Annotated in this window: 15 protein-coding genes; 11 read left to right on the top strand and 4 right to left on the bottom strand. The window is 48.7% G+C overall.

Going from position 1 to position 16,193, the window contains the following annotated elements:
• Positions 1-4 precede the first annotated feature (4 nt).
• From Y697_RS04325 to surE, 11 genes are all read left to right on the top strand, one after another.
• Positions 5-1,084, top strand: coding sequence for a 4Fe-4S binding protein (locus Y697_RS04325; RefSeq protein WP_121550461.1), 1,080 nt, complete (start codon positions 5-7; stop codon positions 1,082-1,084).
• Positions 1,081-2,313, top strand: coding sequence for a threonine synthase (thrC, locus tag Y697_RS04320; protein ID WP_121550460.1), 1,233 nt, complete (start codon positions 1,081-1,083; stop codon positions 2,311-2,313). Before Y697_RS04325 ends, thrC begins: the two co-directional genes overlap by 4 nt.
• The gene (locus tag Y697_RS04315) at positions 2,310-2,783 is read left to right on the top strand and encodes a (2Fe-2S)-binding protein (RefSeq protein WP_121550459.1); all 474 of its coding nucleotides are present in this window, start codon (positions 2,310-2,312) and stop codon (positions 2,781-2,783) included. Before thrC ends, Y697_RS04315 begins: the two co-directional genes overlap by 4 nt.
• Positions 2,776-3,366 carry an NTP transferase domain-containing protein gene (locus tag Y697_RS04310; protein ID WP_121550458.1) on the top strand — a complete coding sequence of 197 codons (591 nt, stop codon included), beginning with the start codon at positions 2,776-2,778 and terminating at the stop codon, positions 3,364-3,366. The genes Y697_RS04315 and Y697_RS04310 overlap by 8 nt, the downstream gene beginning before the upstream one ends.
• Positions 3,367-3,398: 32 nt before the next feature.
• Entirely contained in the window at positions 3,399-4,235 is an 837-nt protein-coding gene (locus Y697_RS04305; RefSeq protein ID WP_121550457.1) for a xanthine dehydrogenase family protein subunit M, read from the top strand.
• The gene (locus tag Y697_RS04300) at positions 4,225-5,061 is read left to right on the top strand and encodes a xanthine dehydrogenase family protein subunit M (RefSeq protein WP_121550456.1); all 837 of its coding nucleotides are present in this window, start codon (positions 4,225-4,227) and stop codon (positions 5,059-5,061) included. Before Y697_RS04305 ends, Y697_RS04300 begins: the two co-directional genes overlap by 11 nt.
• Complete coding sequence (locus tag Y697_RS04295; RefSeq protein ID WP_121550455.1) at positions 5,058-5,531, top strand: (2Fe-2S)-binding protein; 474 nt, start codon at positions 5,058-5,060, stop codon at positions 5,529-5,531. The genes Y697_RS04300 and Y697_RS04295 overlap by 4 nt, the downstream gene beginning before the upstream one ends.
• Positions 5,524-7,836 carry a xanthine dehydrogenase family protein molybdopterin-binding subunit gene (locus Y697_RS04290; RefSeq protein ID WP_121550454.1) on the top strand — a complete coding sequence of 771 codons (2,313 nt, stop codon included), beginning with the start codon at positions 5,524-5,526 and terminating at the stop codon, positions 7,834-7,836. Before Y697_RS04295 ends, Y697_RS04290 begins: the two co-directional genes overlap by 8 nt.
• 1 nt (position 7,837) lies before the next feature.
• The gene (locus tag Y697_RS04285; protein WP_121550453.1) at positions 7,838-8,941 is read left to right on the top strand and encodes an extracellular solute-binding protein; all 1,104 of its coding nucleotides are present in this window, start codon (positions 7,838-7,840) and stop codon (positions 8,939-8,941) included.
• Position 8,942: 1 nt separating this feature from the next.
• Entirely contained in the window at positions 8,943-10,976 is a 2,034-nt protein-coding gene (locus Y697_RS04280) for an ABC transporter permease subunit (RefSeq protein WP_121550452.1), read from the top strand.
• Between the two features lie 67 nt (positions 10,977-11,043).
• Entirely contained in the window at positions 11,044-11,862 is an 819-nt protein-coding gene (gene surE / locus Y697_RS04275) for a 5'/3'-nucleotidase SurE (protein ID WP_121550451.1), read from the top strand.
• 18 nt (positions 11,863-11,880) lie between these two features.
• On the opposite strand, the gene Y697_RS04270 is transcribed toward surE, so the two are convergent.
• From Y697_RS04270 to Y697_RS04255, 4 genes are all read right to left on the bottom strand, one after another.
• Positions 11,881-13,269, bottom strand: a complete 1,389-nt coding sequence (locus Y697_RS04270; protein ID WP_121550450.1) for a hypothetical protein — start codon at positions 13,267-13,269, stop codon at positions 11,881-11,883.
• Between the two features lie 155 nt (positions 13,270-13,424).
• Positions 13,425-14,714: a hypothetical protein gene (locus Y697_RS04265; RefSeq protein ID WP_121550449.1), complete on the bottom strand. Its 1,290-nt coding sequence runs from the start codon at positions 14,712-14,714 to the stop codon at positions 13,425-13,427.
• Complete coding sequence (locus Y697_RS14570; RefSeq protein ID WP_121550448.1) at positions 14,672-14,872, bottom strand: hypothetical protein; 201 nt, start codon at positions 14,870-14,872, stop codon at positions 14,672-14,674. Before Y697_RS14570 ends, Y697_RS04265 begins: the two co-directional genes overlap by 43 nt.
• Complete coding sequence (locus Y697_RS04255; RefSeq protein WP_121550447.1) at positions 14,869-16,182, bottom strand: hypothetical protein; 1,314 nt, start codon at positions 16,180-16,182, stop codon at positions 14,869-14,871. Before Y697_RS04255 ends, Y697_RS14570 begins: the two co-directional genes overlap by 4 nt.
• Between the last annotated feature and the right edge of the window lie 11 nt (positions 16,183-16,193).

Here is a 16,193-nt window from a genome sequence, read left to right as displayed (position 1 = left end):
TTGGATGAATCTTTCGACAGAAGTGGCCGGAATTTATCTGAAGAATCCGTTGATGCCTGCTTCCGGTCCGCTCACAGGAGATCACAGAAAGATGCGCGCCATCGAGACGATGGGGGTCGGGGCAATGGTAACGAAAACCATATCCACCATAGCCGCGAAGGTCCCGAGACCCTGCATAATCGCAGAAAGAGATTTCGTAGTGAACACGGAACTATGGAGCGAGTTCTCTCCCGACAGATGGCTTGAGGAGTTCCTCCCCGAGTATAAGAAGTATTCCGGTCTTCCACTGATAATTAGTCTCGGCTACTCCCCTGAAGATCTGAGAAAGCTCGTTCCATTATTCTCTGAATTTGCAGATGGTTTTGAGTTGTCGACTCATTACGTTGCAGATGATCCCTCTCTCATGAAGGAATTGATCTCGGCAGTCAAAGAAGGAACTGACAAGCCGGTCTTCCTGAAGTTCGACCCTTCGGTTCCAGATCCCGCCGAGATGGCCGGAGCGGTCCAGGAATCCGGTGGCGACGGGATCGTTGCCATAAACTCACTCGGTCCAGTCTATCCCTTCGATCGGAAGGCCAATCGTTCTTTGATGGGGAGCGGGGATGGCTTCGGCTGGATAAGCGGTCCAGTGATCAAGAAGCTTTCCCTCTCATCCGTAAGGAGAATTCGCGAGGGCTGTTCTCTGCCGATAATTGGAGTCGGTGGCGTTTCAAGCGCAGATGATGTTATTGACTTTCTCTCTTGCGGCGCGTCGGCGGTGCAGATGCTTTCTGGAGCCCTGATAAACGGTAAAGAACTTTTCAAAAGGATAGTAGACTCTCTTCCGTCGGCTCTCGAAAAGAGAGGATTTGAGAGTGTGAAAGATGCGATCGACTCTGCCGAAAGACAGAAAGAGTCCTTTGAGGTGAGGAATCCGGTAATCGATCACGATAAATGTACGAGATGCGGATTGTGTGTTGCGGTTTGCCCTTACTTTGCGCTGAGTCTGGATGAAAAGGTGGAAGTGGACACGGCTGAGTGCTTCGGTTGCGGGCTGTGCGAATCACGTTGCCCAGTTGGCGCGATCGGCGGTGTCCTGACTTGAGAAAATACTTTCTAAAGTGCATCAGTTGCGGCAAGGAATTTACAGAAGATGAAGTAGATTACTTCTGCCCCGATTGCGGTGAGAGAAGGGGAACACTGGAAGTCGTTTATGATTTCGAGCAGGTGAGAAAGCAATATAGATGCAGTTCATTACCGCTTCACAGAAAGGGAATCTGGGCTTTCGACTTTCTGCTGCCCTTTGAAGAAGAGGTCGATCCTCCGGAGCTTCTGGTTGGAAACACGCCGCTGTATAGAAGCGATTCTCTTGCAAGAAAGTATGGGGTGGCAGAGGTATTTGTGAAGGACGACGGAAGAAACCCGACGGCCTCCTTTAAAGACAGAGCTAGCGCAATCGCAGTGGCAAAGGCCAAAGCGAAGGGATTCAACACGATCTTCTGTGCCTCAACCGGAAACGCGGCGAGTTCTCTGTCCGGGCTTTCTGCCGTGGCAGGTATGAAGAGCGTGATATTTGTGCCTGCAACGGCCCCGACAGCAAAGATTACTCAGCTCCAGGTTTATGGCTCGAAGATTCTGGCAATTGATGCGAGTTACGACAGGGTATTCGATCTCTCGATGGAGATTGGAATGTCAATGGGCTGGTATTGTAGAAACAGCGCAATAAATCCATATCTTCTCGAAGGGAAAAAGACTTGCGCGCTTGAACTTGCCTTTGAGATGCGGGATAATCTCCCGGATTTCGTTTTTGTTTCGGCAGGAGACGGAACTGTGCTTTCAAGTTTCTACAAGGGATTTGATGATCTCATCAAACTAGGGATCATAAACAAAATGCCGACCATGGTAGGAGTGCAGGCAGAGGGCTCCGCCGCGATTATGAGAACCTATGAAAGGGGTTTCCCCTTCGACCCGATCGATTTCGAGGCATCGACGGTTGCCGACAGTATCTGCGTTGGAAAACCGAGAGATGTCGTTAAGGCCTGTCGCTACACCAAAGCACATGAAGGTCTCTTTTTATCTGTTTCAGACAGCCGAATTCTTCGGGGTATAATTGAACTTGCAAGGGAGACAGGCGTATTCGCTGAGCCGGCCGGAGCGACAGCATTTGCCGGGTTCAGAAAGGCGAGAGAAATCGGGATTGTCGACGAAAGTAGCAGGATTCTGGTCGTCGTTACGGGCAATGGCTTGAAGGATCTCAAGAATGTATCGACTGTTCTTCCCGAAGTAAAGACCCTCCCGCCGGAGAAAGATGTTATTGAGGAGGCACTTAGATGAAGATCACCTTCACACTTAACGATGAGACTTTAACAATGGATGTTAAGGAAGATATCAGGTTGCTGGATTTCTTACGTGGCGAACTGGGACTCACCGGGACAAAGGAAGGTTGTGGCGAAGGAGAGTGCGGAGCCTGCACCGTAATAATCGACGGCAAAGCGGTCAATTCCTGTCTCGTCCTTCTTCCTGAAATAGACGGCTCAGAGATCACAACGATCGAAGGGCTCTCTAGAAATGGAGAGCTTGACCCCATTCAGAAGGCCTTCATTGACGAAGGAGCAGTTCAGTGCGGATTCTGCACGCCGGGAATGATTATGTCAACGAAGGCGCTCCTCGACCGGAAGGTCAATCCAAGCGATGAAGAGATAATGGAAGCGATAGAGGGCAACCTCTGCAGATGTACCGGCTACTACAAGATACTACAGGCAATACGAACGGCAGCTGAGAACCTAAGGAAAGCAAATGAATAGTGAATCGGTTGCACTGATACTTCTCGCGGCCGGAGAATCCAGTCGTTTTCGCGGCGAGAAGCTTCTTACGGATTTCAGGGGGAAACCTCTTCTTCAATGGTCGCTCGATAATCTTGAAAGCGTCGTTGCTCTAAAGAAGATTCTGGTACTGAAGCCGGATTTCGAAATCAGAAAATTCAGGACCGGTACGTTCAGAACGGTTGTCAACGAGAACTATTCAGACGGTATATCGACAAGCATAGTCAGGGGGATGGAAGAGTGCCCCAAAAGCTGTGAAGGAATCGTCTTGTCGCTCGCAGATATGCCTTTGATTACAGGAGAAGACGTAAAATCTCTTCTCGATTCCGTAAGGCCAGATGATGAAATGGTCTCCTTCGTTTTTCGGGGTAAAAAAGGCTTTCCGACATTCATATCGAAGAAGCTGTTCCCCGAACTCTCCAGAATTTCCGGTGACAAGGGCGCCTTTCAACTGGTGAAAAGAAACTTGGCATCGATTCGCGAAATTGAAGGCGGAAGACACAATGTCTTTGACATCGATGTCCCGGGCAAGATAGTTCATTCTGACCACGATTATTCTTTTTAAATAGCGAGAGAGGATTTTGGAGGTGAAGTGAGATGTCGTTTAGGGTTTTTATGCCGACCAGTGAGGAGGAGCTCCAAACACTCCTTTCTGAGAGAAGCTGTATTCTTGCCGGCGGCACCGACCTGCTGGTGAAGATACGATTGAAGAGAGTACTCCCAGACAAGGTGATAAGCCTGAGGCATCTCGAGGGGTTTGATACCATAGAAGACCTGGGCGATTCGCTTAGAGTAGGCTGTAAGGTCACAATGTCCAAACTTCTGAACAGCGATGCAATTATCAAGCACAGCAAAATACTGGAGATGGCTTTAAGAGAGATTGGAAGTCCACAGATCAGAAACCGGGCCACACTGGTTGGAAATGTCGTCAACGCTTCTCCCGCGGGCGATTCGATAGTCCCTATGTTGCTTTCCAATGCAAGGCTGTCTATAGGTGGGCCGACAGGAGAGAGAGTCGAAAGAATCGCCGACTTCATAAAGGGACCTGGATCGACCTCTCTTGCGAGTGGGGAATTCGTCAAGTCCATAACGTTCGAAAAGACTGGAGATTTCTTTCCTCAGTTCCACAAAGTTGGCCAGAGGAACGCAATGGCCATTGCAGTGGCTTCCGTAGGATCTCTAATCTCAGAATCGGAGATCAGGATGGCCTTCGGATCGGTCGCTCCCGTGGTTGTCGTTCCAGTCGAAGCCTGCGAGTACTATTCAAGATCTGGAGAGTCCTTTGACGAAGCCAGGTTCATCGAGCTCGCAATGAAATCCGTCACACCGATCGATGATGTTCGTGCAAGCTCGTGGTATAGAAGTACCGTGATAAAGAATCTCATTTCGAGAACCTTAAAAGTCTGGAGAAAGAGGGGATATGATGCTGACTAACGTAAGTGAGTACTTCAGACCGCAGACAGTTGAAGAGGCATACGAACTTATGCAGAGCGACAAAGAACATTCAATATTCCTTTCCGGAGGAACTATCGTGGCTTTGATGGAGTCATCGCGCATCGAAAAAGTCATCGATCTGAAATCGCTCAGACTTGACACGGTCTCTGTGACCGAAGACGAAATTGTCGTTGGCGCGACGACAACCGTTGAGTCCTTCAGGAAGGACCAGCTGATAAGAAAGGAGTTCGGAGAGTTCTTCTATGAGGCCTTCTCTCTCGTCGGTTCATGGCAAATTAGGAATATGGCGACTATCGGAGGCTCTATAGCGCCGAAACTAGGATGGTCCGACGTAAGCACCTGCCTCCTGGTCACGGGCTCCAGCCTTATGGTCTACGGAGTAGACGGTTATCAGAGAATGCTGATATCCGATTACTTTTCCCTCCCTGCAGGCGAAAAACCTTTGATAACACACATAATGCTGAAGAGAGACGGCTGGTACTCGGCCTTTGAAAAATTCTCTAAAACTACTTTCGACATTGCGACCGTCAATGTCGGTCTTTCAATCAGGCCGGAACAGGGAAGAATAAAGGCCGCCCGAGTTGTATGCGGATCGAGGCCGCAGTATCCGGCGAGGTTTGAAAGCGTCGAGAGCGCCATGGCTGATTTGGAGATAAATGATGTCATGCCTTCGATCGTAAGGAGCCTGCTTTACGAGAGTTTTGTCGGAGGATCGAATATGACCGCTTCCTTCGAATACAGAAAGCACCTCGCGTCGGTCCTTGCTCAGAGAGCAGCCGAAAAGCTGAAGGGGATGATTCGATGAGAATAGCATTAACCGTTAACGGAAGGCTTCATGAACTCGACATCGAGCCCGGGGAATATCTTCTCGAAGTTCTCAGAAGAATCGGCTACAAGAGCGTGAGAAGGAGCTGCGGTTCAGCGAGCTGCGGCACCTGCACGGTTCTGCTGAACGGAAAACCGATACTATCTTGTTCTACTTTCGCCGCTTCGATAGACGGGCAAAACATAGAGACGGTAGAAGGGATGGCAGATGGCGATAAGCTCCATCCAATTCAAGAAGCGATTCTCGAGGAGGGTGCCGCCCAGTGCGGATACTGTATTCCCGGGGTTGTTATGACCGGTGAAGCTCTGCTGAGAGAAAATCCCGATCCGACCGATGAAGATATCCGGCTCGCTTTGAACGGTAACTTATGCAGATGCACGGGATATGAGCCTCAGAATAGAGCGATAAAGAAGGCGGCCGAAGTAAGGAGAGGTGAAACCGATGAGTGAACACTTCAAAACGGTAGGAAGGCCAGAAAAGAAAGTCGACGGCCTGGCACTCGTTAGGGGAAAACCGGTGTACACTCCCGACTACGATGCGCCTGACGCTCTTGTGGTGAAGCTTTTGCGCTCGCCACATGCCCACGCTCAAATCAAGAGCATTGATACCGGACAGGCCGAGGCGATTCACGATGTAGTCGGCGTCTTCACATTCAAAGATATCGATAGAATACCTTTCACAAGGGCCGGTCAGGGATATCCGGAGCCTTCTCCCTACGATACTTATCTTCTGGATAGCAAGGTAAGGTACGTTGGAGACGTGGTGGCTGTTGTGGCTGCAAAAAGCGAAAAGGCCGCAAGAGAGGCCGTGAAGAACATCAAGGTCGAATATGAAATTCTCGATCCGGTCTTCGATATGAGAGAGGCGTCGAATGAGGGAGCTCCAGTAATTCATGACGAAGAAGATTGCTCAGGCGTCTTCGATAAATCAAGAAACATAGCCGCTCACTTTGTGATGGATATTGGCGATGTGGAGAAGACTCTGGAAAGCTGCGATTTTGTCTTGAGGAAGACCTATCACGTAGATACACAGCTTCATGCCGCGCTGGAGCCACACAACGCTCTGACTTATTTTGACTCTGTTGGAAGACTTATCGTCGTTTCTTCAACTCAGGTGCCGTTCCATTGCAGGAGAATCCTTTCCCGCATATTGAAAAAGCCAATTGCGGATATTCGTGTGATAAAACCGAGAATCGGCGGAGGTTTTGGAGGCAAGCAGTCTATTATCGTTGAACCTTATGCGGCTCTCGTAACTATCAAGACAGGAATGCCCGCAAGAATCGTTTGCGGCAGGGAAGAAGTCTCAATGGGAACCAATATTCGCCACGAAATGAGTTTCGATGTCGCCGTCGGCGCAACGAAAGATGGAAAAATCAGAGCCATATCGCTGCAAGGCATATCGAACACGGGTGCATATGGAGAACACTGTCTCACTACGTTCATGGTCGCCGGTTCAAAGACACTGCCTCTTTACAACAAGGTGGACGCCGTTCATTTCGGAGGCGACATAGTCTACACAAACCTTCCTCCCGCGGGGGCATATAGAGGGTATGGAGCGCCCCAGGGACTTTTCCCGCTTGATTGCGCGATCGACGAACTGGCCCACGAGATGAAAATGGATCCGCTGAAGCTCAAAGAGATGAACTCCATAAGAGAGGGCGAGACCTCTCCAATATTCGAAATCATGGGAGAAGGAAGAGAAGGGGTTCCGCAGATCATGAGGAGCTGTAAGCTTCAGGAGTGCATCGATCTCGGAAAAAAGGCAATCGACTGGGATAGCAAACGGGGAAAGAAGACGAAAAACGGAACGAAGGTTCGTGGCGTGGGATGTGCGCTTGCAATGCAGGGCTCGGGAATCCCGAAGATCGATATGGGGGCGGCGACCATCAAAATGAATGAAGACGGTTCATTCAATCTTCTCGTGGGAGCTACGGACCTCGGCACTGGAAGCGACACTATTCTCGGTCAGATAGCCGCCGAGGTGTTAACCGTTCCTCTCGATAAGATCGTCGTATATTCCTCGGATACGGACCTTACTCCTTTTGACGTCGGTGCATACGCCTCCAGCACCACATATGTCTCTGGAAACGCCGTCAGGCTCGCCGCAGAGAAGGTAAAGGAAAAGGTACTTGATCTTGCGGCCGAGTATCTGGAAAGGGATCGATCGGAACTTACGCTCGAATCCGGAGTGATCAGAGGAAAAGACGGTTCTTCCGTATCGCTATCGGAACTCTGTACTATGCACATGTACACGTTCAACCAGCAGCAGATTTCCGAGTCGGCATCCTATGTCGGCGAAGAGTCTCCCCCGCCATTCGCGGCAAGTTTCGCAGAGGTTGAAGTCGACACAGACACCGGCAAGATCACCCTGATCAATTACGTTTCCTACGCCGATTGCGGTCTTGCGTTGAATCCAATTCAGGCGATGGGTCAGCTCGAAGGAGCCTCGATGCAGGGTATTGGGTGGGCATTATACGAAGACATAATATACGCAAAGAACGGAAGAATGCTGACAAATGATTTCTTCACCTATAAAGTTCCTTCGAGGATGGATTACGGAAAGCTTACCTGCGGACTCGTAGACAGTTACGAACCGACGGGCCCCTTTGGGGCGAAGAGCATTGGCGAAATCGGAATAGACACGCCGATTCCTGCAATAGCCAACGCGATTTTCGACGCTACCGGCATCCGCCTGCGACACGCTCCTTTCAAGAGTGAACGGGTTCTTTTCGAGATACTGAGTATGGAGGTATGAAATGAAGAAGTTACTTGCATCTGCACTTGCTGTATTGCTCTGTTCGGCAGCCTTAAGCATAACTTTCTGGGTGAGCTGGGAAGGCGAGGCCTTCTACAGACAGGCTGCGGACGATTTCTATAACCAGACAGGCATACCTGTAGAGATCGTTTACTTCCCCAAGATCGAGGAAAAGCTGAATATCAGTCTGAAGACAGGTGATCTGCCCGATGCCGCTTTGATAAAAGATACATATATAGGGGATGTAGCCTCTTCAGACAAGAGCCTCCCTATTTCGGAAGATGCGCTTAAAGACTACCCGGAAAGATATCTCAGTCCATATATCTGGAACGGTGTTGTCGGAGCAGTTCCCTACTATGCGGACAGTCAGGTTGCCTTTGTCAATATCGACGCGTTTGAGCAAGCTGGATTGAATCTCGAAGAAGGACTTGACTTTTCTCAATTCGAACTGATAGAAGAAAGGCTCGCCGGCGTTGTCGATTACCCGATAGCATTCGATTTCACATCCCCTTACGTAATGTTTCCATACGTTTCGGCCCTGCAATCCGAGGAAGAGACGGAAAATCTTCTTGTGGGATCTCAAGGAAGCATAGAAGCTGTATCGAAGGTTATGAAATACTTTGACGAAGGGACTATCTCGAGGCTAGAGAGAGCTGCAATGAATGGTCTCTTCAGACAGGGAAAAATCGGGATAATGCTCCAGGGAAGCTATATGGCCGAGAAATTCAGAGAGAAGGGGCCGAAATTCGCAATGGTGCCTTTTCCCGATCTCGAGGGCGTAGAGATCAAAGGTGTAATAGACTCGAAGGGCTTTGCTCTTTTCAACGGAGAAACCCGCGACCAGTGTCTCAGTTTCATAAACTTCCTCAACGAGCACAGCAGGGAGTTTTTCGTTCAGTGCGACAAATATCCCCTATTCCGTTCCGACTGGCTTCCCGAACTGGAAGAGATCATAGACGAAGGAAGATTTATGCCCAATCGTCCCGGGTACCAATCCCTTTTGTTTGAAGCCCTGGAACCAGCTTTGCAGGCTATATATAGTGGCGCTATGACAGTCGATCAAGCCCTAAAAGGCGCGCAGTCGTATATTGAATCTGTTTGGTGATATGTCGGTTGTAATACCGATTTTCTTTGCCCTGGGCCTGCTTCCCTTCATCTTGAGAAGAAAGTGGCCCATGGCGCTTCCGGTAGCTTTTATTCTGTCAATTGCTACCGTTGCGCCGATAGCGTGGGCTCTCTATGTCTCCTTCACAGAATATGGAGTCTTCCAAACGGCTCCGGTTTTGGTCGGTCTGAAGAACTACGAAGCAGTGATTCGAGATTCAGGCTTCAAGCTTTCCTTAAGACTGACGGCTTTGTGGTCAACTCTCAAGACGACACTGGAGATCTCGATATCCTTCTTCATCGCTCTCAGACTGAGAAAGGAGACAAGACGTAGTAAGGCGGCTCTTCTTCTGCTGGGGGTCGGCTGGTTCATACCTTCCTTCATAACCGTTTCCGGGTGGAGGGCCTTCGTCCAGGGATACGGTGGATATTCTTTATTGAACACTCTTTTGGGAACGGAGATAGACGTGACACTGAATGCCTTCCATGCATTCGCTTCCTCCCTTCTGGTGAGCGTGTGGCTTTCGATACCGCTTTCGACAATGGTCATTCTGGGCATGCTTGGAAGAGTCTCCAGAGAACTGGACGATGTAATGAAGATCGATGGAACGGGAGACGTAGCTACTTCAAACATACTCTTTGGAGAGATACGGTATCTGCTGATTCCCTATTTCCTGTTCCAGCTGGCGAGATCGATGAAGGAATTCACTTCGGTCTTCCTTATGACGGGAAACGGTCCTCTGCTACCCGAAGGGTTCACACCGCAGACTCTTACCGGTTCAACAACCTTTCTGGGAATAGTGCTGTTCAGAAAGTTCAACACTGCAAAGGATTACGGACTTCTCTCTGCCTACGCAGTGTTCGTGGGCATCTTTGCGATCATCTGGATCCTTGGCGCTCTCTTCTCGAGAAGCGAGGTTCCCAGGAGGCACAGGCAGGTTCTCTTTCTTAGCAGCGCCGCCCATGTCTTTCTCGGGCTTCTGACCGGCTGGAACTGGTACATAATTCCCATAGTTACAGGCTACGCGATTCTCCCTCTGATAATACCCCGCTTCAAGAAGAGCTTCCGGAGACTTGTAGGCATTCTCCTGATGTACGAAGTTATGTTGAGTATCTTCAGTGTGGCACAGAGCGGTATAAGCGGAATCATCCCTGCGTCGCTGCTGAGCGTGCCGTTGATCCTTTTCTCTTTGAGATACAGACTCCCGCAATTTGATTTTTCGGTGCCCGAATGGCTGAAGAGAGTTCTAGTAACGGTCTGTCTGCTTCCCACAGCCGTTGTGGTACTGTATATCCTCTTTCTCTCTTTTGCTTCCGACTCCAGTATACTGCCTTCTTTAACCATGCCGACCCTCTCGAACTATTCGAGAGTCCTCTCGGACGGACTTCTGTCAAATATCTTCAATACGATCGGAGTCTCTTTCTGGGCTTTTGTCATGGTGCTTCTGGCGGGAATTCCCTTTTCATACCTCCTCGCAACAAAGAGAACTCCCTTTGTTAACGGAATAGCCGCGGTGATACTTTTCGGAAGCCTGTACACTGGAATGCATACATTGCTTCCAATGTATTTCGTCTTCGAAAGACTGGGAATTACGGACAGTCTCTTTGGTGTAGGAATGGTCGTTTGTATCCAGTCGCTCCCTCTCACAATACTGCTTCTCGGTTCGTTTTTTTCCTCGATTCCAAAGGAGCTTCGGGAAGTCTCTCTGATTGAAGGATTGTCGGAAATAGGCTATTTCTTGAGAATTGTGATTCCTCTTTCATTACCCGTAATTGGCGGCCTGCTTACATACGTTCTCGTTTCGTCGTTTAACTCATTCAGTATGCCTTTGATTCTGCTGAACAGCCAGGAGCTTATGCCTTTCTCGCTGAAAATCTACGGCTATGTGGGAGAAGTCAGAAGCTTCTACACCTCCTGGAATCTCTTTGGAGCCGCCTCAATAATCGGGATATTACCGCTGTTGCTATTCTTCAGAAGCTCATTAAAACTTATCTACAGCTCGAATCTCCGGGATCAGGGAATAGAGTACGATTGAATCTTCATAACCGAGACCGGGAAAGAATTCGAAATCTACGTTACAATATGAATGGTGGTGAATTCTTTTGAAAATACTTTTGACTAACGATGATGGAATCCAGGCGACTGGAATAAGATCTCTAGCAAAGAGACTCTCAAGGTCTCACGAAGTAACGATATTTGCGCCCGAGAGCAATCGAAGCGGGGTAAGTCACTCGATAACCTGGTTGACTCCAGTGAGGATACGGGAAACAAATACTATAGAGAATGTTTCCTCGTTCTGTACTAGCGGGACACCGGCCGACTGTGTTATTGCAGCGACTACAATCAAGGGTATCAACAGCTTCGACCTCGTTGTAAGCGGAATCAATCACGGCCAGAATCTTGGTGTGGACATAAGATATTCCGGTACGCTTTCTGCAGCGCTCGAAGCGAGAACTCAGGGTATCCCGGCGATGGCGATCTCTATAGTAAGTGAGGAGAATGCAGACTTCATCGCAGCGGTAGACTTTTCTGAGAACTTTGTCAGGGAGTACAACTGGAACAAGCTCCCGAGACATACCGTTCTTAACGTTAACGTGCCTGCGATACCAAGAGACAAGATCCGGGGAATCAGTTGCACGAGACCGGGCGGTCTCATAAAAAGGCGCTGGTTCGACAAGAAAGTCAACGAATGGGGTGAAGAGGAGTTCTGGATGCAGAAAGAGATCCTTCACGATTCCCATGAGGAGGATCTCGACTACGTGAACGTGAACAAAGGCTTCATTTCTGTGAGCCCGATCGACTTCTTCGGATCATGCGAAGAGAGTTTCAGGTTATCTTTGGAAGAAGATCTGAAGATATTTGAAGCGCATTGGTTAAACAAAGGCAATGAGAAATTCTCGATGGCTTCGTTCGAAAAATAGACTTTACAAGCAAGAGGCTCAGAACTCCAGGAAGTTGAAGAGTCTCCCGTAACCTATTTTTAGACTGAATTCCGATTTTCCGCCCAATGCCATAGAAGCAGAGAGGGTGACCTCCTGCTTTTCATCAGGGCTGTAATGGAAGTTCAGAGAGAGCCTCGCTTTTCCGGTGATCGGTTGTGCGAGTCTGTACCAGTCAAATTCAAACGGTTCACCGTAGAAATCTTCTATCCTGTAGGAACCCTGCCTTATGTATTCAATACGCAATTCCGTGAAAATCCTACGTGTTTCATAAGAAAGGGCTAGAAGGTCAAGTGAGATATCGGGACCGTACGGAAACCCGTAGAAGCCGTTTATTACAAGGTACGCCCCCCCCTCTATGTCGTCTGCGTTGAAGCGGATCGGGTTTATGTACTTTCCTTCCTCAAACTCTCTATTATAGAGATACGGGGTGCTGTGATAGTGCTCGTACTTCAGCTTCAAACCCCCCGATTCTTTGAAAAGAGTCTTCTCCCCGAGACCGAACTGTTCGTCCCACAATACTGGTCCCACGTAACTATTTCCATCAATTAAAGCGGCTTCCCCTCCAAGATACCATCCCAACGAAGTTGGGTTTTCCGTTCTATCACCGGGGATCAAAATATCATCGGCATAAAGCATGCCGTACAGCTCCAGAATTCCTATCCTCGATTCGACGAACAGGCCGGCGTTGACGTTGGAGTTCTTTGCGTAGTTGTTGTGAAAGACCATGAAGGGACTCATGTCTCTCAGGTCGGGAAACGTATTGCTGATGAGATTCGTCTCGACGAAACCAACTCTTGTGGAACTGCCCTCATAACCGATGCTGTGGCCGATGAGAGTTCTCGGGCTATCGAAGATTGATCGGTCAGAAGATATGACGAAAAAGCTGTAGAAGTACTTACCGGATAAAACCTCCGCGCCAAGATCGAGCCACAGATGTTCAAAATAGGGCACGGTCTCCGATAGCACGAAATTGTATGTAGCGGGACCGAAGTGAAGTCTTCGCTTACCGGCAGAAATCCTCAAGAAATCATTTTCAAACTCGGCAAAACCGACCCTGGGAAGATCTGTATCTATGTAGAGAGTATAAGCGTTGTGCCTTATCGGAAAGTTCGACCAGCTCCTGCCTCGAAGAAAAGAGGTAATGTCCTGCCTGAAGTCGAGCCTGAACAATGCCCGATAACTGCTTCCGGAAAATTCCACGCCGGCCGATGCAAATGCCGGATAAGAAAAGTAAGTGCGCAAGTCATCGAAGCCAGGTTGATAATCTCTATCGTGAACTGTGTAGTTGTTCAGGGAGAGAACCGGATAAATGCTCAAAAAAAGCCCGGTCTTTGCGCACAAAGCAACTGAAATAACAATCACGAACAGCAGTAGAAGTCGTTTCATATAGAGCAGCCTCCTCCATCGATTATACGAGATTATCCCATAAGTGGGCCCGAATTCCTCTATCGAAAGGCGATTGAAACAAAACTTGCAGTTCCGCCTAAAATGAGTCGTATAGAATACGCCGCGATAATCGGACTCGACAGGGAGTCCCTAGATTATTCAATCGCCGTGTTCTCCATGGATCTGCCGGGAAAAAACCTTTGCAGCCCGATCCCTATGAGCGGCGCCAAGAAAGCGATGACCGGGGTGAACAATCTGACTTCAGCAGTCCTTGCGATGAGAAAATTCATGGCAATGAACGGAATGACCCAGAACCATGTCTTCCTGAAAAAGCCACAGCGCTTCACTTCTCTAAGAAACAGCAGCGGAATCGAAGCAAAGATCATCGGGTAAATCCATGACCAGATATAGGTCATATTGTATCTTAACTGAATCAAGTCCACCGAGTACTCCGCATCCGGGAATATAAAACGACTGACGACGAAAGTCAGCACCGCTGGTATTGCGCCGGCAATTAGACTCTTTGACAGAATGAACGCTCTTTTCTGCCAGGACAGGCCGCTCTCCAAATTGAACAGTAGATAGATGAGAGAGAGAAATATCATATGGTCCGGTCTGAAAAGCGATCCAAGTGCCATCAACAGGCAAAGGAGATAGAATCTGCCCCTTTTGGCTATCAACAGCAGCCCACCGATAAAAAGAGCCGCACCATGAAAAGTCTCCCAACCGAAATACATGGTCGTAAGGGGCATTATGGCCTGAAAGGCCACGGTCGACAGCAGTGATTCGGAAGGCGACGAGAAGACTCTGCAAAAGCCGTACAGGAGTATGAGCGTCAGAATGTTGAAGAAGAATCTTGCCGTGATATGGCCGTTCAGAATCCGGTTCTCATCACTCGATAGTTCCACGGCCCTTTTGATGTCTTCGGGCAACCTTTCGCCTATAAGGAGAGCGGTCGTTGCAGGGTCCGTCAAGTACACCTGCCAGTTTAGACTGCTCGCAAACGCCTTGAGCGCGTTGTTCAGAAGAATGTTCTTGCCGGTTACGGAATCGACAAGCTCTTCGATAACCTTCTCACCGTCCGAAACAAGTTTCTCTCTTTCGGCCACCGGGAAGTATGAGTCTATCATGCCCTTCTTCTCTTCTGTCCAGTAGTCCCTTGACAACAACATCCTCGAAAGCTCTTCGCTGTTTTCATCGAGCCACTCGATGGGAAGGAATTTGAAAAGATTCTCCACAAGGTAGTAACTGCCAAATCTGTATTGATCGGGCGCGAAGTTCTCTCCGGATATTACACGATTATGCTGATTGATTCTTAGATATCTTGATACGAAGAGATACTTTCCATCAGTTGTCCACACAGTCATCGATGTGAATATGTAGGAAAGCAAAGCAAAAATGATTAGGAGAAGAACCCCTCGCCCAATACTGTACTTTTCTTCCACGGTTCACCTCCGGATTTCTTCAGATGACTGCCATTCGCTACTGATTGTAGAGATAATACCATTGGATCTCTCAAATCATAGAGTCTTGATCTTTCATCTTCGTTGCCTGCTGCAAAGCTTGTGAAACATATTAGGCCGAAAACCGACTCGTTCCTCAAACCTCCCCACTGTCCGTCAAAGCCTCCTCTCCTTCAAGAGACCTGTTCATGCCTCTTATGACAAGAGGAATGGAGTAAATGACTAGGGGAAGGAACAATCTCACTTCGGCCGTCTTTCCAACGATAAAGTTTGCCGCTACGAAGAAAGGAATCCACGGCCAAGTCTTTCTGTAGAATTCGACATGCTTGATTTGGGAGAAAAAGACAATCGGCAACAGAAGAAGAATCGAGGGGAAGATCCAGCTCCATATATGAGTAATATTGAACTCTAACTGAATGAGATCGACATAGTACTCGGCTTCGGGAAAGAGAAAAACACTGATTAAAGCCGTCGCGGCCACAGGAATTACCAAGAGCAGCGCAGAGAATAGCGCCCCAAACCATTGCCTTCTCCTAAGTGATTCGATTCCGTGCATCAGACCGTAAATCAACGCGCCAAACAGAGCGTGATCCGTTCTTGCCGTGCAGCAGAGAATCGTCACGAGCAATAAAACAAGTCTGCTTCCGTCCCTCTTCGTTAGCAAGAGCATTGAAGAAAACAGCACTAATGAAAGGACTGTCTCGGCCTGCAGGAAATCTTGAAGGGCGAATGGAACTAGAGCGGCGAAGAGAACAACTCCAAACAGCGACTGCACAGTGTTCAGGAACTCTCTGCACAGAAAGTAGATAATCGTCAGAAGAATCATGAAGAGGAAGAATCTCGATGTGAAGTATCCGTTCACGAGTCTTGTCTCTTCGCTGTCCTCGAGCAGATGATTCCTGATATTTTCCGGTATCATCTCTCCAAGAGTAAGCAGGGTCTCTTCGATATTCGTCAAGTAGCCCTGCCATTGCAGACCGTCAATCATACCCCGCAGCAGATTCTGAACAAGGGCGTTGCCCGGGAAGAATGATTCTAAAGTATTATCAATAACCCTCTGAACTTCACCAATCATCTCTTCCCTGTCGTCCTGGGGGAAGAATTTGTCAACGGTTTTCTGCATCTCTTCTGTCCAGGTCTCTTCGCTAATGAGCAGATCGGAGAGAGTGGTATTATATACGTCATACCATTTCAAAGGAATGTACTTGAAGAAGTTTTCAACAAGGTAGAATCCACCGAAGCGATATTGCTCCGGGGCATATCCCGTGCCTCTGATCAAATTCTCGTGACCGTAAACTCTAATGAATCTAGACACCGTTATGAATCTGCTGTCTGTCGTCCAGACACTGACAGAGGTGAAGACGTATGACAGAACAAAGACAAACAGAAAGACCACTGCGGCGCGTCTTGTCCTAGCACTCAGCGCAAATTTCAAGTGATGATCGGCCATGATTCCCCCCA

Origin of the sequence: Mesotoga sp. BH458_6_3_2_1 (assembly GCF_003664995.1) — a bacterium.
GTDB lineage: Bacteria > Thermotogota > Thermotogae > Petrotogales > Kosmotogaceae > Mesotoga.
Note: the sequence above shows the minus strand (reverse complement) of the source record. Positions and strands in the feature narration are given on the sequence as shown.

Coding starts and splice junctions, on each gene's coding strand:
- Y697_RS04325 (WP_121550461.1), top strand. CDS start 5: ATGAATCTTTCGACAGAAGTGGCCGGAATTTATCTGAAGAATCCGTTG.
- Y697_RS04315 (WP_121550459.1), top strand. CDS start 2,310: ATGAAGATCACCTTCACACTTAACGATGAGACTTTAACAATGGATGTT.
- Y697_RS04310 (WP_121550458.1), top strand. CDS start 2,776: ATGAATAGTGAATCGGTTGCACTGATACTTCTCGCGGCCGGAGAATCC.
- Y697_RS04305 (WP_121550457.1), top strand. CDS start 3,399: ATGTCGTTTAGGGTTTTTATGCCGACCAGTGAGGAGGAGCTCCAAACA.
- Y697_RS04300 (WP_121550456.1), top strand. CDS start 4,225: ATGCTGACTAACGTAAGTGAGTACTTCAGACCGCAGACAGTTGAAGAG.
- Y697_RS04295 (WP_121550455.1), top strand. CDS start 5,058: ATGAGAATAGCATTAACCGTTAACGGAAGGCTTCATGAACTCGACATC.
- Y697_RS04290 (WP_121550454.1), top strand. CDS start 5,524: ATGAGTGAACACTTCAAAACGGTAGGAAGGCCAGAAAAGAAAGTCGAC.
- Y697_RS04285 (WP_121550453.1), top strand. CDS start 7,838: ATGAAGAAGTTACTTGCATCTGCACTTGCTGTATTGCTCTGTTCGGCA.
- Y697_RS04280 (WP_121550452.1), top strand. CDS start 8,943: ATGTCGGTTGTAATACCGATTTTCTTTGCCCTGGGCCTGCTTCCCTTC.
- Y697_RS04270 (WP_121550450.1), bottom strand. CDS start 13,269: ATGAAACGACTTCTACTGCTGTTCGTGATTGTTATTTCAGTTGCTTTG.
- Y697_RS04255 (WP_121550447.1), bottom strand. CDS start 16,182: ATGGCCGATCATCACTTGAAATTTGCGCTGAGTGCTAGGACAAGACGC.